The 25361-nt window shown below is 30.2% G+C and carries 18 protein-coding genes; 14 read left to right on the forward strand and 4 right to left on the reverse strand.

Annotation, left to right across the window (positions count from 1 at the left end):
- Window positions 1–47: 47 nt before the first annotated feature.
- The 8 genes from L2Z92_RS05835 (at window position 48) to L2Z92_RS05870 (ending at window position 11037) form a co-directional block, all read left to right on the forward strand.
- The gene (locus L2Z92_RS05835; protein WP_236457898.1) at window positions 48–1931 is read left to right on the forward strand and encodes a M1 family metallopeptidase; all 1884 of its coding nucleotides are present in this window, start codon (window positions 48–50) and stop codon (window positions 1929–1931) included.
- Window positions 1932–2811: 880 nt separating this feature from the next.
- Window positions 2812–6477: a V-type ATP synthase subunit I domain-containing protein gene (locus tag L2Z92_RS05840; RefSeq protein WP_236457899.1), complete on the forward strand. Its 3666-nt coding sequence runs from the start codon at window positions 2812–2814 to the stop codon at window positions 6475–6477.
- Window positions 6478–6557: 80 nt separating this feature from the next.
- Window positions 6558–8954, forward strand: coding sequence for a hypothetical protein (locus L2Z92_RS05845; RefSeq protein ID WP_236457900.1), 2397 nt, complete (start codon window positions 6558–6560; stop codon window positions 8952–8954).
- Window positions 8955–8957: 3 nt separating this feature from the next.
- On the forward strand, window positions 8958–9401 hold the full coding sequence (locus L2Z92_RS05850; protein ID WP_236457901.1) for a hypothetical protein: 444 nt from the start codon (window positions 8958–8960) through the stop codon (window positions 9399–9401).
- Between the two features lie 110 nt (window positions 9402–9511).
- On the forward strand, window positions 9512–9703 hold the full coding sequence (locus L2Z92_RS05855; RefSeq protein WP_236457902.1) for a hypothetical protein: 192 nt from the start codon (window positions 9512–9514) through the stop codon (window positions 9701–9703).
- Between the two features lie 158 nt (window positions 9704–9861).
- A complete protein-coding gene (locus L2Z92_RS05860) occupies window positions 9862–10305 on the forward strand; it encodes a hypothetical protein (RefSeq protein WP_236457903.1) in 444 nt (147 codons plus the stop codon).
- 77 nt (window positions 10306–10382) lie between these two features.
- Window positions 10383–10703, forward strand: coding sequence for a hypothetical protein (locus L2Z92_RS05865; RefSeq protein WP_236457904.1), 321 nt, complete (start codon window positions 10383–10385; stop codon window positions 10701–10703).
- Window positions 10704–10893: 190 nt separating this feature from the next.
- Window positions 10894–11037: a hypothetical protein gene (locus L2Z92_RS05870; RefSeq protein WP_236457905.1), complete on the forward strand. Its 144-nt coding sequence runs from the start codon at window positions 10894–10896 to the stop codon at window positions 11035–11037.
- Between the two features lie 283 nt (window positions 11038–11320).
- Here L2Z92_RS05870 and L2Z92_RS05875 read toward each other — a convergent pair whose 3' ends face one another.
- On the reverse strand, window positions 11321–12019 hold the full coding sequence (locus L2Z92_RS05875) for a S24 family peptidase (protein ID WP_236457906.1): 699 nt from the start codon (window positions 12017–12019) through the stop codon (window positions 11321–11323).
- Window positions 12020–12232: 213 nt separating this feature from the next.
- Here L2Z92_RS05875 and L2Z92_RS05880 point away from each other — a divergent pair, with 213 nt between their 5' ends.
- Complete coding sequence (locus L2Z92_RS05880) at window positions 12233–14368, forward strand: tetratricopeptide repeat-containing sensor histidine kinase (RefSeq protein WP_236457907.1); 2136 nt, start codon at window positions 12233–12235, stop codon at window positions 14366–14368.
- Between the two features lie 20 nt (window positions 14369–14388).
- Window positions 14389–15030 (forward strand): response regulator transcription factor, encoded by a 642-nt coding sequence (locus L2Z92_RS05885; protein WP_236457908.1) that lies wholly within the window; start codon window positions 14389–14391, stop codon window positions 15028–15030.
- Window positions 15031–15144: 114 nt separating this feature from the next.
- On the opposite strand, the gene L2Z92_RS05890 is transcribed toward L2Z92_RS05885, so the two are convergent.
- The 3 genes from L2Z92_RS05890 to L2Z92_RS05900 form a co-directional block, all read right to left on the reverse strand.
- On the reverse strand, window positions 15145–15540 hold the full coding sequence (locus tag L2Z92_RS05890) for a hypothetical protein (RefSeq protein ID WP_236457909.1): 396 nt from the start codon (window positions 15538–15540) through the stop codon (window positions 15145–15147).
- Between the two features lie 125 nt (window positions 15541–15665).
- Entirely contained in the window at window positions 15666–16343 is a 678-nt protein-coding gene (locus L2Z92_RS05895; RefSeq protein WP_236457910.1) for a hypothetical protein, read from the reverse strand.
- Between the two features lies 1 nt (window position 16344).
- Window positions 16345–16740, reverse strand: coding sequence for a hypothetical protein (locus L2Z92_RS05900; RefSeq protein WP_236457911.1), 396 nt, complete (start codon window positions 16738–16740; stop codon window positions 16345–16347).
- A 361-nt stretch (window positions 16741–17101) separates the two neighbouring features.
- Here L2Z92_RS05900 and L2Z92_RS05905 point away from each other — a divergent pair, with 361 nt between their 5' ends.
- The 4 genes from L2Z92_RS05905 (at window position 17102) to L2Z92_RS05920 (ending at window position 25361) form a co-directional block, all read left to right on the forward strand.
- Entirely contained in the window at window positions 17102–20620 is a 3519-nt protein-coding gene (locus tag L2Z92_RS05905) for a hypothetical protein (RefSeq protein ID WP_236457912.1), read from the forward strand.
- A 58-nt stretch (window positions 20621–20678) separates the two neighbouring features.
- Window positions 20679–23675: a hypothetical protein gene (locus tag L2Z92_RS05910; protein ID WP_236457913.1), complete on the forward strand. Its 2997-nt coding sequence runs from the start codon at window positions 20679–20681 to the stop codon at window positions 23673–23675.
- A gap of 7 nt (window positions 23676–23682) precedes the next feature.
- Window positions 23683–24228: a hypothetical protein gene (locus L2Z92_RS05915; RefSeq protein ID WP_236457914.1), complete on the forward strand. Its 546-nt coding sequence runs from the start codon at window positions 23683–23685 to the stop codon at window positions 24226–24228.
- A 74-nt stretch (window positions 24229–24302) separates the two neighbouring features.
- Window positions 24303–25361 carry a hypothetical protein gene (locus L2Z92_RS05920; protein ID WP_236457915.1) on the forward strand — a complete coding sequence of 353 codons (1059 nt, stop codon included), beginning with the start codon at window positions 24303–24305 and terminating at the stop codon, window positions 25359–25361.

Raw genomic sequence — 25361 nt, forward strand, 5'->3', positions numbered from 1 at the left:
CCACAAAGAAAACAACAGTTCCCTTTGTGGTTTTTAATTTTAAAAAAATGAAAAAATTAATATTATTAACCTTGTTCTCTGCTTTAAGCTTTGGACAAAACAATCCAAATCCTGGATATTGGCAACAACATGTTGACTACAAAATGGAATTGGACATGAATGTTAAAAACTATCAATACAATGGTAAGCAAGAATTAGTTTACACTAACAACTCTGCCGATACTTTACATAAAGTATTTTACCACCTGTACTTTAATGCTTTTCAACCTGGAAGTGAAATGGATAGTCGCTTAAAGACTATTGCCGATCCTGACAAGAGAATGGTTAAAACCTTTAAAGTTGCAGACAAAGAAGTAAAGGAAAGTAGAATTAGCACTTTAAAGCCTGAAGAAATTGGTTATTTAAAAATCAAGAACTTTAAACAGAATGGAGCAGATGCTAAAACAAGAGTAGTAGGAACCGTTCTAGAAGTAACACTTAACACTCCAATTACTCCTAATCAAAAAACAACATTCACTCTTGAATTTGATGGTCAAGTGCCTTTACAAGTGAGACGTTCAGGTAGAAACTCTGAAGAAGGTGTTGCATTATCAATGACACAATGGTATCCTAAAATGGCTGAATATGACTTCGAAGGGTGGCATGCTGATCCATATATAGGAAGAGAATTTCATGGTGTTTGGGGTAATTTTGATGTGAAAATTAACATTGATAAAAACTATACTATTGGAGGAACTGGATACCTTCAAAACAAAAATGAAATTGGTCACGGCTATCAAGATAATGGTGTTGAAGTAAAACACTCTAGAAAAACTAAAACATTAACTTGGCATTTTGTAGCTCCAAACGTACATGATTTTGCCTGGGGAGCAGATGATAATTACATTCACGATATAACTGTTGGGCCAAACAATGTTGAATTACATTTCTTCTATAAAAACAAAGCTGAAAATTTAGAAAACTGGAAAAAACTACAACCAAAAACCGCAGAAATATTAGATTATTTAAACAAAAGTGTTGGAGAATACCCATACAAACAATATTCAGTTATTCAAGGTGGTGATGGTGGAATGGAATATGCAATGTGTACTTTAATTACAGGAAACAGAAGTTTTGGAAGCCTTGTTGGTGTTACAGCTCACGAGTTTGCACATTCATGGTTTCAACACATTTTAGCGTCAAACGAATCCAAACATGAATGGATGGACGAAGGATTCACCTCTTTTATTTCTGATTTAGCGATGCAAAGTGTTCTTCCTTCAAAATCAGAAGAGGAAGAAAATCCATTTGAAGGTGCATATAGTAATTACCGTTATCTTGTTAAAACTGGAAAAGAACAACCTTTATCTACTCACGCAGACAGATACGACATTAATATGGCCTATGGAATTTCTGCTTACAGTAAAGGAGAAGTCTTCTTAGCACAATTAGGGTATATTATTGGTGTTGAGAATTTAATGAAAACAATCAAACGCTATTATAGTGACTATAAGTTTACACACCCAACTCCAAATGACATTAAAAGAACTGCAGAAAAGATTTCTGGTGCTAACTTAGATTGGTATTTAGTAGATTGGACACAAACTACCAACACTATTGATTATGCTATAAATGAAGTAACTGATGAAAACAACAAATCTAAAATTACATTAGAAAGAATTGGAAGAACACCAATGCCTATAGATATTTTAGTTGTTTATACAGATGGAACGCAAGAAACAATATACATTCCTAACACATTAATGCGTTGGGAAAAACCAAACCCTTATCAAACATTATCAAGAACAATTTTAAAAGGTTGGGATTGGGCCTACCCTACTTATACTTTTGAATTAGAGAAATCAAAAGAAAAAATTCAAGCAATTGTTATCGATCCTAGTGGATTAATGGCAGATGTTGAGCTTGATAATAATGTTTATGAAAAAGAATAATCTTAGTAAATTTCATTAAGAAAAGCGAACCAAATGGTTCGCTTTTCTTGTTTTAATACATAGAATTAATTCTTATACTCGCTTTTACTAAGGATTATATTTTAATTTTCGTCATTTCTACATATTTATCCTGATGATGCTTATTCTGACTAACTAATTTCACAAATCCGATTTGTTCTGATTTTTGGATTTACTTTACAGTGATATACCCATATCAAATAATTAACAAATACATTTCCTAAAAAAATTCGTCTTGAATTTTTAATAAATACTCTTCCCTATTAATAATCCAATCGGAGCTAAAAGAATGAAAATTTTCAACATGTAAATTATTTTAATTGATTTATTTCAACAAAACTAATCAAATAATCAAATACTTATGATGTAATTAGAAAATAATCTACAATTAATTAGTTATTTAGATTTATTTCTTTTATATTTGTACTCAATAAAGAAAAAAATCAATTAAAAAGCAATGAGTAATCATCAGAAGAGACAAATCAATAAAAGAATAAAGATATTTAATAGAAAATTTGACAATAGCACGTAGAAATTCTCATTATTAACAACTATAAAAAATTCATGCTAAAATCATAAGTAATTACTTAACTAAGTTTAAATGTACAATCTAAAGCTTTACATGCAAATACAGTAAAGATTAAAACAGAAAACCTCTTTTAACTTAAAAACACATTATAATTCTTTAAACAGATAGTTTAAAATCTGAATTATTCTTTTAAAAAAACAAGAATTATTCAGCGTGGAAATGCTATGTCTAATTTATACGTAAAACATAAAAAAAAATACAAACTAAACAATTGTAAATCAATCACTAAACTAAGAATTAAATAAAAAAAATAAAATTTTAAATTAAATAAATATGTCAACAAAAAATGATGCGTCACAAACGCTATTCAGAATGGTGAGTTTAAGAAACCCACAATTAACAGAAATTAAAAGCAGGAATTTAGGCTTTATTCAAAGACCAAATGGAGCAACAGGTATATTTGATGTCGTTATTAAAAATCGACCAGCAAATAGCACAAAAATTAGCGCTATGGAAAGTTTTATCAAAACTTCAGAATTTGAAAATGTTGCTTTCAAATCAGAAAAAGAATTAGAAGAAGGAACATTTGGTCAATTATTAATCATTGGAAGAAAAATAACAAGAAAAGAAGATGTAACAGATAACGATTGGCAATTTGTTAAAGAATTTTATGCGAATTTAATAGACACAAATAAGGAACTTACTATTGAAGGGGTTAAAGTATTTGAAAAACTTTGGAGCAACTTGATTTATCAAACAATTTCGCAAAAAGACTTCTACATTAAAGAAGGCATTTCTGATATTTTAAAGGCAATCCATTTAGGTTTTGCCCAGAGTATTACCATTGATGAAGACTTTAAAAGAGTGAATGGAGAAAAGACATTCAAAAATGGAATAAATGGTAAAATTGTTTTACCAAAAGAATTGTTTGTAGATGATGAAATTTATGAAAACAAAACAATTGCCAAAGCAAGTACGGAAACAAAATTATCTAAAGCAACCGAGTTTCGATTAATCACCGAAGCACAAGCGAATACATTAGTACAAAGTACCGTTCTAAAAAAAGAGAACCTTAAAAAGTTAGAAAGCGAATTAAAAACATTTCAAAAATCATACTATAAGCAAAAAGAACTAGCATATAAAGCATCGTTTGACAGTTATCTTGAAGAAAATAAAACAGTACTAGATGAATATGGAAAAATTTCGGAGGAAATTGAGCATCTTGTTGCGCTAAAAACACCCGAAGAAGAATTAAAACCTTTGTATGAAAAAATGAACAGTCTAGTCATTGCTTCACATGAATTTGCTTATAAAAATGAAATTGATTTAGCAGAATTTAATGCTAAACTGTCATCAAATTCATTTGACACAATGATAGAAAGAGTTTCAAAATCAGAAACAAAAAACCTTTCAGAACAAAAAAGTACACAAAATCTAGAAATTATTTCTAGTAGAGAAATGCGTATTGGAGCGAGCTTAATTAAAATAGATGATGCATATGAAACCTTAGATGATGTAATAACAAAAATTCAAGATGAAATTTCAAGTTTAACACAAATTACACTTGACAATACACCTTTAGTGCAAGAACACTATATTAATTTAGGAGGCGCAACCATACCTATCAATCAAAATATTGAAAGGACACCACTTGCTTATGCAGCTATTGCAAATATTGACCGATCGGGGTCATTTATAAGTTTTTCATTTGAAGTAGAAAATGCTACTTGGAACGTTGCATCTGCTAAAATTGTTGCCGATACAGATTATGGTCATTTTGAAGAAACATATAGCAACTTACTTGTAAGAAACAACAAAATCGTTTTCCCTCCAATTTTAGTTAAAAAGTTCAAGGCATCTCCAAGTTTTAAAATTGAAATTATTTTTACAAATGAAAGAGAAGCAACTGCACAAATAGACAATGTTGAGTACAATACTGTAAAAACAGGAATGTTACTATTCAAAACTATTGATGGAAACACATCACATTCGGGAAATACCAAAAGAGAAAACTTTGGAATTAAACGATTAGGTATTGCCGATTATCTAAAGGTGGTTCAAAGCGTACACGCGTATGTACCAGGCCTGGTTTCTAACATAGAAAATGTGATGGCTAGTGAGCTAAGACATAAATCTTCTGTTTCTAGAGATTATTCAGAGGTAACCGATACAACTTCAAAATCTCAAGAAAACGAAAAACTTTCGGATACATCTAAAACCTCAAGAACCGATATGCAAAGTGAAATTGCGAAAGAAATTGATAAACAAAAAAGCATTACTGCTAACACAAGGTTTAGCTATAATACTGGAGTTTACAATTTCGAAATATCCGGAGGCTTTGCGAATAATACTGCTCAACATGACAGCACACGTCAGGCTGTAACTAAATCGCAAGAAGTTACAGAAAAAGCGATGGAAAAGGTGTTGACTAAAATTTCGGAAGAGCGTATACAAAAAATTATTAAAGAATATACCGAAACAAACGTTCACGAATTTGACAACAGAGGAAAAGTTACCGAAACCGACAATGCGGAAGCAGCACAGCCTAAGCATATTTCAGGAGTTTATCGTTGGATTGACGTTAAATATAAAAATCAGATTTATAACTACGGTAAGCGCACCATGTTTGAATTTATGATACCAGAGCCAGCAAAACTTCATCGACTAGCATTGGCTACATCAAAAGGTCAAATTCTTACAGCTCCAATCGATCCAAGAAAGGCAGAAGGAGAATGGAATATGCCTGATACTAAAAAAGTAACTAAAGAATTGCTTGAATATTGGGCACAAATTTATAAAGTGGAGTTAACATCAATTTTACCAAACACGAAACAGGTACAACATCAAGCAATTAGCCGTCCAGATACAGATAATAATTTTGGAATACACTATACTCGCTTTGATATTCCAGAAAATTATATAGGTAAAAACGCAAAATTTATTTGTAGATCATCTAGAAATAGAGGTGGTGGCTGGTCAGGATCTCGTTATTCAGAAGTATTGTATACCAACTTTAAAGGGGGATTTATAGGAGGTAATTGGCGTGGTGATATTAATTGTGAACAACATGAATTTGGGTTGAATGTAAATGGCAGTGTTGACTTTGGAGTAAAAGGGCATAATGTTGACAATTATAATGTTACCGTAATTGTAAATTGTGAATTGAGCAGTCAATACATTGAGCAATGGAAAACCGAAAACTTCAATGCTATCATTGCTGCCTATGAAGAAGCGTATAATAATTTTAAAGAAGAACAAATCAAACTTGACGAAGAGCAAAAGATAAAAGAACAAGAAGCAAAAGATAAAATGGGGCAGTTTTATCGCTACATGGAACACGATGTATTAAAACACAATTGTATTGCTTATTTATTGCAAGATTATGCTAACATTTTAGGGACTAGCTTTACGCAAGGAGAAAAAATGGAAGATTTTCAAGTTCATTTGGGAGAAGACCTAGACAAATATACCGCTTTAGCCAAGTTCATGGAACAAGCTTTTGAATGGGAAGTTATGGATTACACTTTTTACTCCTACTATTGGGCAAAAAGAGAAATGTGGAAAGAAATGTACATTTCAGATTCAATAGATCCTTTGTTTAGAAGTTTTTTACAAGCAGGTTTAGCCAGAGTTATTGTAACGGTAAAGCCAGGATTTGAAGATGCTGTACAATTCTTCATGACCACAGGTAAAATATGGAACGGTGGAGAAGTGCCAGTTATTGGTGATCCACTATACATGAGCATTGTAGACGAAATGAGAGCTCCAGTAGGCGAACCACAAGGGAAATACTGGATTACCAAACTTCCTTCTACTTTAACCATCCTACAAGATAAGTCAACTGGTTTACCTGTAGAGAGACCTTTACCTATTTTCCCTGTAAATGATCCTGAAAAATGTGAGAATCCAAACGAGTTAGAAAATAATTCTAGCTTTAGATTGGACGAAGCAAATTTGTTAAGATCTGATAAAACTGAAAGTACGTTACCTAAAAATTAGGATTTTTCTTGAGATTTAGCGGTGGTTCAGTCACCGCTAAATTTTCATTAAAAAAATAATTAAGTGAAATAAAAAGAAATATGGATCAGCCTAAAAAAATAAAAATAAAAGCGTTAAGAATACCTGAAAACACTTTAGGAACTGTTAATCCTCAGGCTTCTAAAAATGCTTATAAAGCAGACTTTTACGGAAATAACGAAAGAGATGGAGTTGACTTCCCAGCTTTGTTACAGCTAATAAACAAAGTAAATACTAATCCTAAATGCATTTTCAAATGGAACGATTTTGAAAGACAACCAACTATTCGTACATATGATACGAGAGATGGTGAAGGTGGTACAATTCAAAGAATGAAAATTACCGCTAACAACATCCCATTTACCTATAAAAACGAATTTGGTCAAACAATAGAAACACAGTTACAAGCCAAACTTAATAAAAGAATAGATTTCATCGATTCCCAATGGAGTTTTAAGATAGACATAGATGGAAAAAAAAATAAGATTTTTGCACAGTTGTCATTGTATTATGTCAATACAGAAAAATTTAGAAAAGAAGTTGAATCGACAGCAAATCCTAATGATTTTAATATAAATGATAAATATAGAGCTATTATTTTTCAAACAGAAAATTTAACCGACTTTGCTCATTTAGTAAAAGAAATTGATGCAGACTCAAACTATTCTTATTATATAAAAGATAAAATAACAGAAAAAATGGTAGCAGCATTAAAGGCTACTAAAGATAAAGAAGAAATTGTGTTTCTTTTTGAGAATGCTCCAAGTTGGATTGCTGAAAATTTTAAAAGTGAAGAGCTAATAACTTTTTTAGAACTCATTTTGAGTTATGATGTAGATGGTTTTTGGAGTGGCTATGTAGATGGGAGTTCGGCATTTATCAATGTATTAAGAGGATTTAATACACAAGAAAAATGTGTGGATTTATATACTTTTTTTAAAAACAATCCTACCAAATTAAAAGAAATCTATCATGCATTAGATGGGACTTCCGTTTGGGAAGGAACTCAAATGGCTAACAAAACCATTTTTGCCTCTTTCCTAGTAAGTTTATGTTATGCGAATTATGATCAGTTAGAGTTTGCTTCGAAAACATTTTTTATTGGTGATGGCTATAAGGTGAATACATCTGCTATAGGAGCTTTAGATTTTAACAAAACCAAATACTTTTTAAAACAGGAAAGAACAAAATTGATAACAATGATTCCATTGGCAAATTTTGCGTACTATCCTTTAACGTATGATGAAGATTTAGAAAAAGGGAGTGAATACAATCCATTAGAAATGATAATCGTTTATGATTATGACCAAAAGCAACCTCCGTCTAAATCTAAAACCAAAACAGCACCTATTCCCATGATAGTGCCTGCTATTTTCTTGCACGATATGGCCTCAAGAGAAGAATTAGCAGAGATTGTAAAAGTAGTTCGCATAGGTGTAAACATATTTGTCATAGCTCTTTCAGTTGCTTCCTTTGGCTCTGCAAGTCCGCTAGTAGCCTTGATGCTTGCGGTAGATATTACCCTTGCAACTACCGATACTATTATAGCGCTGGCAGAAGACCACCTTTCGCAAGAATTTTTGGAAACATGGAGTAAAATTTATTTAATAGGTGGTGCTGTAGCAGCTACCCCATTGCTATTAGATAAAATTTTCACAATAGGCATAAAAGTATTGAATGGCACAGTGAAGGCAGAATTTAAAAATTTTGTAAGAGCCTTTATATTTAAAATAATTATTGAAAAAAATATTGCTAATTTTACAAAAAATACAATTAAAGAAATTCTTTTTGTAGAAGAAACAATAATTTCCAAAGGAGTTAGAATTGAATTTGCAAATATTACCCGATTACAAAAAGCTGGAACAACTTTTATAAAAGGTATAGATTTTGATGGAAAAGTAAAAGGTTATGCCGTAATTTACAAAGGTGAAGATATTGCAAGTGGCACAGCTAAAGAAATTAAAGAAACTTTAAAAAATGCATGGAAGGCTAGTGGAAGTAAATTAATTGAGGTTTTAGATAAATTACCTATTACAAGAAAATTTAAAGATGTAACATATAAAATAGTTAGAGAAGAGAATTATATAGAATGGATTATGAAAGAATCCAATTTAAAAAACAAAGCTAGACTATTTAGTGGTATGCTTGAATTTGATTTAAATACATTAGGAGCGGCAAAAGGTTTAGGACAAAAATTTACAAGTGAAGCTTTTGAGTTTTTTAAAGATAATATTAAAAGCGTTAAAGCTGAATGGCAACTGAATCCTAAATATCCAGGAGGAAGCTCGCTAGGTTATAAAGAATACACTAAAGCTTTATTAGAACTTGGCAATAAGACAGAAGCTGTAAAAAAGACTACATTTTACAGAACTATGAGTTTGTATCAATTTGACAAAGTTGATGATGTATTAGACTATTCTAGTACAGGTGGCAACATAATAATATTACTTAAAAAATAATTTATGAAAGACTTAAAAATAATATTTGCAGATAAGAGTCATATTAGCTTTTATCCTTCAATAAGGTTTTATGAATATCATATTGAATGTTTAGAGAATTTAGACAGAGAATTTATAAAAAAAATGATTGTTAAAGAAGAACATTTTTCTTTAAATGTTGACATTTTGAGCGTTTTAAAATCATCTATTGAAAATAGAATTGATTATCTTGTTCAGCATTCAGATTTTGATCCTTTTAAAAAAGAGTTACTAAAACAAGATAAAGAAGAATATGGTAATTATCCTTTTGAATGGAAATCAGTACAATACTATCTTTATCCAAGGATGGGTTTTGAAGTTGACAGGGAGATTGATAAATTTTCTTTACTAAACAAACTTTTAGAAAAACAAATTAATACTAATAAACCACTTGAGTTTGTCTTTGAAAAATTTGATGCAAAATCATAAAATTAAAACTGCAATATAAAAGTTGCAGTTTTTTTATTTAAAGTAGCGAAATCACTAGTTTATCAAGCTAGGTTAAAAGTACAAATGAGGAAGCTGAAGTTGCAAGAGAATTGAGTAAACTTGATAAAATAACAAATTTTGGCAATATTTATAAGATAGTTAAAAAAAGTAAAACATTAAATGATGCAGGAGATATTGATGTAGGAACCTCAAAATATATTATAGAATGTAAGGAGAGTGTTTCTAAAAATATTAAATCAAAAGACTATTTTGATCAATTTGATAAATATTTAAACCAATAAAACGAAAAATATATAAATCTTAACGGTAGGAAATCTGTTTTAGCGATAAAATCATTTAAAAATAATGCAATTGATATTACACATCCAGTTTTTAAAGCGCTTCAAAGAAAAGGTGTAATAATTATAACAGACATACAACAAATTAAAAATTTAAGATAATGGCAAATACAATTAATATAATTAGTAAAGAATACTTAAATACTGTGGAATTAATTAGGGTAATAGAAAAAATTGCAAAAAAATTAGTTTACCAAGCTGGAAAATCGTATTCGGAAGAATATGACATTACTGATATTGGTTTATTTAAGGAAAATTCAAATGATTATTTAAGCGTTAGAATTAGCTGTAAATCTGATTACAATGACACATTTAACAATCTTTATGGTATTAGTAATTATGGTATTATGATCAGTATTGAATATCGTTATGAAGATAAAATACTCATACCTTTTTTAAAGGAGATTATATCAGAAATACCGGATATGTTGGTTTACAACGAAGAGACTCCCAAAGGAATAGATAGTATTATATTTAATAAATCTCAAGTTTTGAATTTTCCTCAGAAAGATACTTACACTCTATTAAATACACCGTTAAATTAAATTGTTTTATTAAGATAATTTCTAAAAAAACAATTAATACAAAAAGTCAATAAACCATTATGCTAACAGATCAAGAAATGAAACAAATAGCTGAGAAATATTTGTTGTTTAAAATGCTTAATTCAAATATTGATATAGCATTATATGATTTTCAAACAAAAAAGGAGTATGGTAATATTTATTATTATCAGAGTAAAAACTTTTTATTAACTAATGATGAAAAATATCTTATAGGAGGAAATGCACCTTTTTTAGTAGAAAAAGCAACAGGTAGAATTGTTATTTTTGGAACAGCTTACCCTGAAGAACACTATATAAAAGCATATGAAAATGACGCATTAGAACCAGTTTTACGTAGATATTGGTATCCGGAAACTGAAACATATAGTCATAAGTAATAAGCTTATCATATTTCGTGTTAAAAAAGTTTGCAAGAAGCCAGTTCTAAAATTGAACTGGCTTTACTTTTGCTAAAAATTGCCTTACTATTAAAAATTTTATTAATAAAATAGGGTACAAAATTAGAAAAAGTAGATCATTATGATAAGCCATTTGATGATATGAAATAATTTTAAAAGAAATATAATCATGACCAAAAAAGAACAATTAGTAAAAAGAAATAATGAGGTACATGATATTGTTATTGTGAGTTTAAAAACTAGTGAAGAATTAGATGCACATAGAAAAACTAGAGAAACGGAAAGAAATGAATATTATGGCAATTACCAATAATCAAAAAATTAAAATGGGAATTAATAACACCTGAGGAACAGGCTAAAAGAATAGAAACTGTTCGCAAAGTAATGACAAAAAGAAATTCAAAAAGTCAGGCAGAAATATTAGAGACTATACAAAGTATAATTGCAAATGAAGGTGGGTTATAAAATTCTTTTTCCATTCGCTCAACTGTTTCAAATCTAAGCCTCTATCATTAAAGCGGAATTATATTCTGTGCGTACAAAGACAAGAAAAAAACTAAAAAGGCTACCTAAAATTAGGACAGCCTTTTCTTATATTAATGCATAGAATTAATTCTTATACTTGCTTTTACTAAGGCTAATGCTTTAATTTTCGTCATTTCAACATCTTTATCCTGGTGGTGTTTATTTTGACTAACTAATTTCACAAATCCGATTTGTTCCGATTTTTGGATATACTTTACGGTAATATACTCTTCTCCGCTCATGTCCATACTTAACAAATACATTTCTCCCCAAAAAATTTCATTCCTAATATCATTTACTTCTTTATAAAGAACAATATCACCACTTTTTAACAAAGGATACATACTGTCACCTGTTACATAAACTGCCCCATCACATTTTGGCAATCGAGGAATAGAAATATAGTCTAAAGGAGTTTGCGTTGTTCTGTCTTGAAATAATGGCACCAAACCAGCAACGGCTTCAATATCATATAACGGAATTTGTTGTCCATCAACACTTCTATCCGTTCGAAGTCCGTAGGTCTCAACGCTCTTGTTTAATAAGAAATCTTTTTCTTCTTTAAACATCGTTCCAGTTCCAGTTAACAACCAAATTGGATTTAAATCGGAATAAATCGACAGAATATTTTCTATAACATTAGAACCAATACTTTTTCCTTCTTTAACTGCTTTAGAGATACTACCTCTTCCCGCTCCTAAGCTATTTTCGAAAGCATAAAAGCTAAACCCTTTTTTTTCTATATATTCACCAAGACGTTCAGATACCATGATTTTTATCTTTAAATTTCAAACAAAAGTATGAAAATTTTCAACAAAATAAAAAATAGTTAGATTTTTTTCAAATAAAAAACACTTTTTCTATATAATAAATGAAATTCATCATAAATAATTTGTTATTTTTGATGTCCATCTTACAAAACACAAAAAGAACCTCAACATTTTAAACAATGGTTGATTAAACGCTGTGAACTTATCCTTTTTATGTCAAATTCATATTTTAAAAAATCCGCTTATATAGTATTATTTTTTGTTGTAATAATGGTTAATGCGCAAGAAACAAAAAACAAAAAACAGAACACAAAACTTATTGAGTTAATCGCAAAAGAGAAAGCAGAAATCAACACACTTTATGAATTATTAAATAATAGAAAAAGACAAGAAGCATATAAAAATGCTCACATCATGTTAAAAAAAATAAAAGCAAAAGAGTCTATTGTTAGAATGGATTTATTTTTTGCTAATTATTTTAACCGTGAAGCTGTCCTTGATTCTACTTTACATTATGCAAATAGAGCTTTAAAAAACTCTAGCTATATCATAAATGATACATTGAGAAGTAACGTACATGCGACGAGCTATAATTTAATTGGTCTTTGCAATAACAAAAGAGGACTGATGGAGGCGAGCAAAAAAGCACACTTGAAAGGTATTGAATCAGTAGATAAATATGAAAAAAGTTTCTCGTATTATGTGAACTTACATGGATTAGCAAATGTTTATATGAAACAAGGTGATCATATAAATGCGCTAAAATATTTCAAACAATGTCTAGAATATAAAAGTGAAGATGAAATTGGTGAAATTGCCATTGGAAGCTATATTAATATTGGAACTATTTATGGTGTCCAAAAGAAATTTGAATCTTCTAATCTTTATCTAAAAAAAGCCAATCAAATTTGTAAAGACACAGACAACAAAGATTGCCAAGCCATTACGGCTATCAATATTGGCTCTAATTATCAAGATTTAGGAGATTATGATCAAGCAATGAAATATTATAAAGAAAGTTTAATTATTGCTAAAGAAAACCAACTCTTTCAAACACAAGTATATGTTAATGAATACATTGGACATCTTTTATATACTCAAAAAAACTATACAGATTCTAAACTATACTATTTAAATGCTTTAACACTTTCTATTAAACATAACTTTCTTAGCAATCAAAAAGATATATATATGCGATTGAAAGACATTGCTGTTAAAGAAGGTGATTATAAAAATGCATATGCACTTATTGACCGTTATTCTCAAACACAAGACTCTATAATAACTTTAGAGAAAGACAAAGAAATTAATGAACTCGATATTAAATTTAAAACACTTCAAAAGGAGAATGAAATTAAAGATTTAGTATTTGAAAACAATAATAAATTTTTACAATTAAAAAATCAAGAAAAAGCGATTGAAAACCTTAACCTTCAGAAAACCATTGAAGGCAAAAAGAATGAAAATAGCTTATTACGATTACGAGAATCTTCACAAAACAAAGCAAATCAGATAAAATTATTAAAAAAGGAACAACAACTAAAAGATTCTGAAATTCAAAGGCAGAAAGAAACTCGAAAAATCATTTTTATTGGTTTTATTATCATATTAATTCCGGTTATAGCTTTATTAATCGTTTACTATCAAAAGCAAAAAGCTCAAATTCTTATCAACACAAAGCAGAAAGAAATTAGTGAACAAAAGAACAAATCTTTACTTAAAGAACAAGAACTAGAACTAATTAAAGCGCAAGTTGAAGGACAGGATAAGGAACGTTTAAGAATTGCACAAGAATTACATGATAGTATTGGTGGAAATCTCGCAGCTATTAAGCTTCAATTGAGCAACTCAGATTTTGGAAAGGAAAGAGAAATTAAGAACATAAACAATCAAATAAATGACACCTATAATCAGGTTAGAAGTTTATCACACAATATGTTACCAAAACGATTCAATCAAAACAAGTTTTGTGATGTGTTAGAAGATTACCAAAAGAAATTAGCAGAAGTTAGTAAGCTAACAGCTTCATTTTCTGCCTATCCAAGAAAAGATATAGATCATTTAAATGAAAAAATTCAGGTGGAGATTTATACTATTGTTCAAGAATTAATTACAAACACGATCAAACATGCTTATGCTAAAAAGATTGAGTTACAACTCAATCTAATTCAAAATTCTTTAAATATAATGTTTGAAGATGACGGAATTGGTTTTAACACAAAAAATAACAAAGAAGGAATTGGCTTCATTAACATAAAAAACAGAATTAACAGTCTTAAAGGAACCATAAACATTGATTCCTCTTTAAGCAGAGGTTCTATTTTCAATATTGAAATTCCAATATCATAATTATAGTAAATACAGACAAAATGGAAACAACAAAAATAATAATTGCAGACGATCACAATATGTTTCTAGAAGGGATTGCATCATTATTAAGTAATAGTGACGACGTTGAAATTGTTGGAAAAGCATCGAATGGAAAAGAAGCACTTTCTCTTCTCGAAAAAACAAAAACCGATATTATTGTTTTAGATATTAGTATGCCACAAATGGACGGAATTGAAGTTGCAAAGTACATAAAAAAGAAATATCCCGATTTAAAAACGTTAATTTTAAGTACTCATAGCAATTCACACATGATTGCAAAATTAATACGAATAGGAATTGACGGATACCTCTTAAAAAATGCAGAAAAAGACGAGTTACTCTATGCTATTAAGAAGATAAAATCTGGAAGCACCTATTATTCTAAAGAAGTTACAGAAATTCATAACGAATATGAAAGCAATCTTAAACAAAACCTTGCTACAACAACAGAACTAAGCAATAGAGAAAAAGAAATTCTAATTCTGATTGCACAACAATTAACAGCGGCTGAAATAGCTGAAAAAACTTTTATTAGTTTAAATACTGTAAACACACATAAAAGAAACTTATTATCAAAATTGAATGTAAAAAACACAGCGGGATTAGTTAAATATGCAATAGAACTCGGTTTGTTAGACTAACATATACAAAAAACACCATACAATTATACAAATTGTATGGTGCTATAATTATCCAAAAATCATCTTACTTACTTTGAATAATCTAAGTGAATCATGTTTGTTATTTGTTGTTTATTATAAAAGAGACTCTACATAACCTTTCAACACCTTTGGCCCGTGATTACTAAAAACACCACCTGCTAAAAGTTCAGTAAGATATAAAACATTGTCTTTCAACTCCATTTTAAAATCTTCTTCTTTATCAGAGTTAGAAATATGTATTCCCTTTACACTCTCTTGCATTGCTTCTTTACCCATATCGTCGCTACAAATTCCCTGTACAAATTCAGTAATATCACTAAATACATAATTTGCTAAACGGTTTAAAGGATATTGATCAAAAGCTGTAAAAGTATTCCAATCAATTTCTACTTTTAAATCGTAACCTGAAAGTTCATTCAGTTTAGATTGAAATTCCGGAAATTTGTCTGTCTTAATTGTTTCTGCTAAGCGTTTTTCTGCTAATCCCATAATTAATTTTTATTTGTTAATAATTTATACTGCAAATGTATATCCTCAGCTCATGTCTGGAATCACCATAAATAGTGATTTTGTAAAACACAGTAAAGTTGTTACACTTTTCTATATTGTAAAAATTACAACAATGACTCCAATTTTTCTTTCAAAGCCTTACAATCATTGATTATCGTGTTTTTTATTGTAGTTTTAACGCAAATAACAAACGCATTGGCTTCTATTCTAGTTGCTTCAGCATCACTAATAACTATTTTAATAGAACGAATAGTATCATTAAAAGAAGAGATACTCATTTCGTCCACTAAGACACTTTTAAAAACAGAAGGAATTTGCGCTACTATTCTATGAATTATCATTCTTTGTTTTTCTTCTAAAGTTTCCCATTCAATCATAATCGGAATGTTTTTTTTAAGGACATCGTAGATCTCTTCTTCTACTTTTTTATTTACTCTTTTCAATTCTAAAAGACCAATATTTCGGAAACTTTTACGCTCCTCTTTCAGTCTGAGAAAAGCATCAAAATCGATAATATTAATTCCAAAAATCTGATTGCAGTTTATCAAAGCGATACTACTTTTTGTTTCACTTTGATTTCTTGTTTCCAACCAAATATGCTGTACGGAAGGCGATTCTTGGTATTTAATAATTTTTCCATTAAGAGAAAAACCACTACTAAGAAACAATTCAACACGCAGCAATTGTTGACTATCTTCTTCTTTTTCCCCTAAGTGACTCAATTGCTTACACATTTCAACTACAGAAATGGGTTCTACTGTTTTAAAATATTCAAAATTCATATTATAATATAGGTTTCATATAATTTACAAGCACATTTGCCATATTATTACTAAAAGTATCTCCAACAAGTTGGTCAGTAATAAAAAGAGTCTCATCTCTAAACACAACTTCCATCTCTTTTTCATCCATACAGTTTCTCAATTGAATCCTTTTCAACTTGACTTGTAATCTTTGTTTCAGCATTTCATCATTACAAATACTTTTTACAAAATCGATAATATCAATAAAAACAAAATTCACTAGACGTTTTAAAGGAAATTCGTCATATAGAATATAGCTGTCCCATTCAATAGCAACCTCAACATCACTTCCAATTATCTTGTTTAATTGTTCCTTAAATAATGGTAAATCTATATTCTTCACCTGTACTATCTGACGTTTTTCTAATAAACCCATTTTCTACTATCTTGTTTTTTAAGATTATTTTCATTTATACTCAAAAACAAAGCTATACGATTTAGAATAGAATAAAATCACTATAAATAATGATTTCTTAAAAGTCTAGTGAATTCTTCTCCATTCAAAATCAATAACGAATAAATCAAACAAAAAGATTATTTTCAATTACAATACGTAAATAATCAAACAAATACATATTTATTTGATTATTTTCTATTTTTTGTTTGTGTAACTGAATATTTTCTTTTATATTTGCAGTGTTGTTAAGATTTAAAGCTTAATAATTAGAATATATTCTTTTAAAATAATAAGATGCGCAGCTTATTAATGAATTTTTCACCTTAAAAAAACAAAAAAAATGAGTACACAAATTAAAAACACGCTTTTCAGGTTTGTAACAATGAGAGCGCCAGAGTTAATTGAAAAAGAAAAAGTAGAATCTGGCTTTGTAAAACATCCAGAATCTGAAAAAAAATTAAATGAAGTTTTTCAAAGTAGTTATCTAGAACAAATTGCTCGAAATCCAGAAAAGAATAAAAATCAATTATTAAAAGATGTTTCAAAAGAATACGAAGTTGTTGCTTTATTAAAAAAAGAAGCACTAGTAGAGAAAAGTTTGGTTTCCCAAAAAGTCTATGATTTTTCAATTTGGTTAACTAAAAACAGAACCACATTAACATTAGAATCGTTAACCAAAACAATCACTGAGCTTGGTGAGACAGAAAAAATTGATAATGGTTCACTAATCAAACTTTGGGACAATCTATTCTTTCAAATAGTAACATCACAATCAGCCTATCTTAGAGATGCTATTCTTTCAATATTAGTAGCAGATTTCTTTCTTCAAAACTATACTCCTGTAAAAGGAGAAGTAGCTCTCTTAAGAAAATTAGCGCAAGCAAGAGTAATAATGCCGAAAACATTATTTGGAAAAACAGAAATTACGACAACCCAAAATGCAAAAACAGCTGTTTCAAGTAGAGCGACAATAGAACAATTAACAAAAGAAGTTGAAACTATTAAAAGTAATGAAAAAATAGCTTTATTAAACACTGCAACTGATGAGTTGAAGAGAGCTCAAAAAGCGTATCAAAAAGAAAATCAAATTGCCTACGATGCAGCATGTAAGTCACATCAACAAAATGTAGATGAGGCCTATGCAGCGGCAACCAAGGTAGAAAAAACAATTATAGATCCAGAAACGAATGCTGAGAAAACTATAGTTGAGTATGAAAATTTAAACTTACCCGCTTTTAATTTTGATAAAGCTGCTCAGTTAGATACTGAAGCACTTACCAATCGTGTTTCTACAACAACTTTAAAAATAGTAGAAAAAATAGTAGCAGAAAATAATTATGATTGTTTTGATGAGGTACTAAATGAAGTAAACCAAGAAGTAAGCACAACAACACAAACACTATTTGCTAATAATCAATTATCACAAACAATTGTAAGTGCTAATGGTGTCTTACTTCCAATAGCAAACACTACCAACGCAACCAATGAATTTGTAATAACAAATACAGGTCTAAATTTTGATGGAACCACTTCTTTACAATTATTATTTAGCGGAATTCCAAATTTAGAAAATGTCGATGCCTCAGATTACCAGATAACTATGGATAACAATCCAGTACCCGTAGAAGCCCATTCTTTCCAAAGCGAAATTATTAATGGCAAACTATCGGTTAAAATTTTTATAGATGGTATTGATTTGTCTGCAAACAAAAACATAAAAATATCGGGTACTTTCATTCTAGAAAATGATGACAAAATAGTATTTAGTGGTAATGCAAGTATAACTGGGAATGGTACAAGAGAACTGGCAAGTTATAATGTATTAGGCAGAGGTACTTATGAGTTAACATTAAATAATGCCGATACTGGAGATACTGGGAACCATTCAAATAATAGTTTAGAGTATATACCTTCTGGATATGGTATTAATCGTTTGGGTATTGCAGACTACAGAAAAGTAGAACAAGAAGTGTGTTGCTACGTTCCTGGAGAAGTATCGCATGTTGAAAATGTAATGGCTCGTGAATATAAAGAAAAAACAACCCGTCGTTTAAGAAGAACTGAAGACACCACAACAACTAGCAAAGAACAAGAAATTGAAAAACTGACAGATACCTCAACAACCGATCGTTTCGAAATGAACCAAGAAGTGAGTTCTCTATTGGCTGAAGACACGCATCAAGGCGCATTTGTTAACGCAGGATATTCAACTACAGGCTATTCTTTAAATGCTGGTGCCGATTTTGCAACCAACACAACGTCAGAAGAATCCAATTCGCAAGCGGTTACCCATGCTAAAGAAATTACAGAAAGAGCATTAGACCGAGTTGTTAAAAAGACAAAAGAAGAACGTATTTCTAAGATTATTGAAGAATATTCAGAAGAGAATACACATGGTTTCGACAACAGAAAAGGAGACAGTCATGTTTCGGGTGTATATCGTTGGATTGACAAAATTTACAAAAACAAAGTTGTGAATTATGGAAAACGATTGATGTATGAGTTCATGATTCCAGAGCCTGCAAATTTTCACAATGTAGCAGCAAGCAAAGAAAAAAAGAACGATTACGAAGTAGTTTTAGAAAAACCAATTGATCCAAGAACCGCAAATAATGAAGTAGCCTTAAAACTAGATGATACTTTTATATTTAAATACAAAAATTGGATTTCACATTATAACGTAACAGTAGCACCAGAGCCAGTAAAAGAAAAATGGAAAAGTGCAGCCATAATAACAGATGCTTCAACAAATTCATACAAAGTTGATGTTCCAGAAGGCTACCATTTAGTATACTATAAAGTAAGTTCTGGAGGAAGCTATAGCAATGCAGGCTATAATATTGCAGGAAACTATAATTATATTACTGGAAATAATGCTAAAGTATGGGATGGTACCGTTGATTCAAGATTATATGAAGATACCATTCATTTTGGAGCGCATTTAATTGGTGGTGCACCAGGGCATATTACCCTAGATTTAAAATTCGAAAGAAATGCCTATACCTATGAGCAATGGCAATTAGAAGCTTTTAATGCTATTATTAAAGCGTATGAAGAAAAATTAGCCGAATACAATGGGAAATTAGCCGAATTAAAATCGGTACAAGCAGAAAAAGCAAAAACGAACCCTGCCTTTTATCGCCAGATAGAAAACATGGTTTTAAGAAAAAATTGTATCGAATATTTAATTAGTCAAGAAGCTTTAGGAAAAGAGTCCTTAATAGCTGGAAGCAATGTAATAGACACAAGAGTTAAGTATGATGCTCCACTATTAGAAACCTATGCTGGAAAAGTAAAATTCTTTGAACAAGCTTTCGAATGGAATTTAATGAGCTACAATTTCTACCCTTTCTATTGGGCAAGCAAAGAAAACTGGGCAAGTTTATATAATATTAACGACATAGACGACTCTACTTTTAGAGCCTTTTTACAAAGCGGAATGGCAAGAGTAATTCTTACAGTGCGTCCAGGGTTTGAAGAAGCCGTTAACTGGTATATGGCAACTGGACAAGTATGGAATGGTGGACAAGTGCCAACAATGGACGACGAACTATTTGTATCTATCATAGAGGAGCTTCGCGTTAAGGAAGGAGATGTAGAAGAAACTTGGGAAAGCAGAGTACCTACGTCTTTAACAGTAATACAAGCAGGAAGCATTGGTTTAAACGTACAAGGATTGCCTTGTAATACCGATTGCGACGATCATTTATTATTTGGTTCAGATGGAAACCCTATCAAACAAAATGTAGATGCGAACGGAAACGATGTAGTATTAGGAAACAGTCAGAATGACACCACAACAACCGACCCTGATGGTCTTGTGGGCGGAGCTAGACCTGTAGAAGAAGGAGCAGCCTAATGGTATTGTATAACCCAAAACCCCAACAAATTGTTGGGGTTTTTAAACTAATGTAATAATGAGCGATTTCAAACAAATTATAAATTATTTAAAGTTTTTTAGACGATCAGAAGACGCTGCTTTAAATAACAAATATAAAGAAGCAATTATTGTAGATGAAAGTTATAAGCACAAAGAAATACCGCACGAGGACGATTTTATTTTTGTAGAAAAAAAAGCTGTAGAAAGCCAAAATGGATATATCTATTTAGGTCATGAAATTGAAGACACCTTATATCTTCAACAACAATCCAATGGAATAATTGAATATTATATTAAAAAAGATTTTCAAATAGACAATGAAACTATTACAAAGTATAGAAGAATTCCATTATATTTTAATGATTCATGGGAAGAAAAAGAAGGAGTTGAATTTGTAGAAATTGAAACACCTGGGAACTATTATTACAGTCAAGCTATAGATAGAATTGTAGAAATCTCTCTCGATAGTGTTTTTGTATTCCCAGATTATTTTGTATATCACCCAAATGACCTACAAGACATTACAAATGGCGATTATAGTTTTAACTACAAAGATGAAGAAGGTTACACTAGCGATTATAGCGACCTAGCATTAAGAGCTTTACTTTCTACAGGTTATAACTTAGTGAGTTCGGAAACAAAACGAAACGTCGGTTTTCACAAAAACGACAAAGCAGGTTTTGTGTTTCTCTTACCAAAAATAAGTCAAAGAGGAGGAAAATACTATTTAGAATATACCTATTACCAAAAAGGAATATCCTATAACAGTTTTATGACCGAAACCGCAATACGCCTAGAATTCAACTATTTTGGAGCTCTTTTGGAGTTTCTAAACCAAACTGTTTTTTATGGCTTAGAGGGTTTAGACGCATTTAATAGTAACGCAAAAAAGTTATTTTTAGAAGATTACACCGTTTTTGTAGAAAACCTTCTCCATTTTTCTAGTGGCACTAAAATTCTAGAAACACTCTATTTTGTACCTATCTTCTTCTTTAAAAAAATAGATCCTAACTTCCTATGGTATGTTTTAGAAAAAACATTAGAATATAGTGTAACAAACATTGGTTTAAACAAAGAAGACATTGTTTTGCGTATATTAGAAGGCATCTATGAAGGCTCAAAAAGTGACACAATTTTTCTTCAAGAAGTTGTAAACAAAAGAACCAAAAGTAAAAAATCACTCCTCCATGAATTAATTCATAGTATAGATGGCGATAATTTTAAAAAAATGCTACAATTTTTGTGGAATATCTGGAAAAATTCCGATTTTAGCACAATAGATCCAGAAAAAAACAAGTTCATTGATATAACCGATAAAAACCCTGTTTTAATTGACTATCGTTCAACTAAAAAACTAGGTTTTCACACAGATAACACTGCTATAGAATGGAAACTAAGCAGCAATAGCATAGCGCTAAAGGTTGTTTCTGGCACAGGTATTTATAAGGAAATTACTGTACGTACTGCCGATGGAAACGATATCCGATTCGTTGAGGAGAAAATAACGCATGATTATGATTACCACCCACTATCTCCTCTAGCAATAATCGAGGCAGACAATCCTACTTTTATTCTCAAAGATGAAGAACAACAAGAAGATAGTAAATTTACAATTTTACCCGCTTTTGTGCTATATGCTAATAACGAAAGTGCTTTTTGGGAAAATATAATGACGGGTGGTGAATATGCTATCGATGTACTAACAACACTTTCTGGAGTAGGAAACATTTTAAAAGTAGGTCGTTTAGCAAAAATACTAAAAGCAGGACATTCACTAATAGGAAAGTCTAAAGCTGTCACCAATGTAATTACAGGTGTAAAAGCCTTTGCTGGAGTTGTTGAAATTAGTAGCGGTGTGGGTAATGCATTATTAAAGCTGTTAGATGTAAACGATACCGAATTAGGTAGAGAAATAGCCGAATATTTGTTTTATTTAGAAATGATTTCCTTATCGGGAGAAATTACTGTTGCACTACATGTTGGATTGAAAAAAAATGCAAAAAAATTAGTAGGTAATGCAAAAAACAAAGCTAAATTAGAAAAAAAATTAGACGATTTAGTAGATCAAAAGCAGATTTCTAAATCAGAAGCAAATGAGGTTATTGAGCATTTAAAAATTGTGGCAAATGAGATAGAAAAAATTAGTTATGTTCCACTACGATTTGACAAACTATATAGTATTTCTGCAGCTGCATTAGATACTGCATTAAATGTATCAAAAAACATATTTTTCTATCTCAAAAACCTAACAAAAGCAAATACAGAAACGGTGTTTTATAAAGGTGTTGAAATATTTACGGATTCACCAGCAAAAGTAAAAGTTTTTTTAGATGATGCAGCAAAGGTTTTAAATGCCAAAGGGAATAAAGGAGTCGAACAATTTTTTGAATCAACAGGTTATGTTTTACCCAAAAAAAGATTACACTCTCAAACGGGAGAAACCTTTATTTGTAATCTAGTGCGTAAAAAAGAAATGAACAAATATTATTATTATGAAATAGAAGACTTTCAATATGGTGTTAAAAATTGGAATAGAAAACAAACTTTGAGAAGCGAAAGATTTGAATGTTTTGTTACACTAGCTGATAAACCAAGTATTCCCGAAACTATTGGGAAAAATATATTATATGCTGATTTATACGTTCCTAAATCTTTAAACGATACTTTTCAAGCCAATAAATTAGATTTAACCGATATAAGTTTAGGTAAAACAATGCTTGATGACGGATATGCTATTCTGAAAAAAGATTTAGGTAAAGATTTAGATGGCATTTATGGAGAATGGCTAAATAACCCAGGTTATAAAGATTTTGGAGGAGAATCTGTTAATTTAACTAAATTAAAAGAAGCAATGAGTAAACAAAAAATAACCAAAGAAAACCTAGAAATTGCTGCTATGGAAACTGTAACAGGCAAATGGGCAAAAAGCAAAGGGTTCACTAAAGCTATGGTGGTATCAAAATCAAATGTTTATGAATTTCTTGATGATGATATAAACCGATTAAAACAATTAGAAGTAATTTTTATAAAATAATAATTAAATGAAAGATAAAAGATTAAAATATGTAATAGTTGCAGTACAAGATTATAGAGTACACGGATATTCTAATACAGTTCATACAGATAAAGGATACGGAATAATTGTTGAAGATTATCCTGGTGGCAAAGAAGCACCTCATAATTTAACCAATTATGAAAGGATTACATTTGAAAAAGTATTAAGAGAAAAATTTGGGCATGAAGCCATAATTTTAGAACCAAAAAGCGAATTGTTTTTAGCATTGCTAACTGAAATGGAGTTGAAGTTAAAGGATTTATTAAAAACCCAATGTAGAGAATTTTTAGACCATATCAACTACAGATATGACGAAGAAATAGAATATTTTGGTGAAAAATATGTAATTAATGGCAGGAATTACGATGACAAAGCCTTACGTTACTTTTATGAGTTTTATGAAAAAATAAAAAGATTTTATGATTATAATTACCCATTGTATTTGGTTCCAGCCACTCAAGAAGACGAAGAAAAGTATTATGGAGACCATGAAAGAGGAAATTATTACGAACCTATTTCACCTCAAAAGTAAATACTTCTTGTTTAACATAAACCACCTTCGGGTGGTTTTTTTATGCTTTATAATTAGCCCTTCAAATCTTATCTTTGAGTGGAGAATTAACCGTTGCCATAAAAGGAGGTTTACGCAAAAGTGCCAAAGAAGTTCTAGAACATAGTGATGATTTAAAGAAAACAGCAAAAAATACAGAGGAAGCCAAGCAAATAGATGAGGTAATTGAGCATTTAAAAATTGTGGCAAATGAGGTAGAAAAAAATAGTTATATTCCACTACGATTTGACAAACTATATAGTATTTCTGCAGCTGCATTAGACACTGCATTAAATGTATCAAAAAACATATTTTTCTATCTCAAAAACCTAACAAAAGCAAATACAGAAACAGTATTTTATAAAGGGGTTGAAATATTTACGGATTCACCAGCAAAAGTAAAAGTTTTTTTAGATGATGCAGCAAAGGTTTTAAAAACAAAAGGGGTTGAAGGTGTCGAACAATTTTTTGAATCAACAGGTTCTGTTTTAACTAGAAAAAGATTACATTCACAAACTGGAGAAGATTATTTAGCAACATTAGTAAGACACAAAAAAGGAGAAAAATATATTTATGAATTAGAAGAATTTAAAGATTTCAAACCAAAATGGGACGCAAGTGCTAAAGATCCATCCGATAAATTTGATTGTACCATAAAATTTGCAGAAAAAGGACATCATACTGATGGTAAAAATATTTTGTATGCCGATTTATTTATACCCAAAAAATTAGGGGATTTTATGTCGTCATATAAAGGAACTGGTTTTAAAGACATAAGCTTAGGAAAAACCATGTTAGATGATGGTTATGTTATGTTAAAAAAAGAAATAGGCAAAGATTTAGATGGTATTTATGCGGAATGGTTAAAATCTTCTGCTTACAAAGATTTTCCTAATTCTGAATCTGTTAACCTATATGATTTAAAAACAGCTATGAAAGGCAAAAAAATCACTAAAGAAAACCTTGAAGAAGCTGCATTTAAAACATTTACGGGAAGCTGGGCTAAAAGCAAAGGATTTACGAAAGCAGTAGTGGTTTCTGAGAATGATGTTTATAAGGAACTTAATGGTGATATAAATAGATTAAAAGAATTAGAAGTAATATTTATAAAATAA

It is taken from the genome of Flavobacterium jumunjinense (assembly GCF_021650975.2).
Lineage (GTDB): Bacteria > Bacteroidota > Bacteroidia > Flavobacteriales > Flavobacteriaceae > Flavobacterium > Flavobacterium jumunjinense.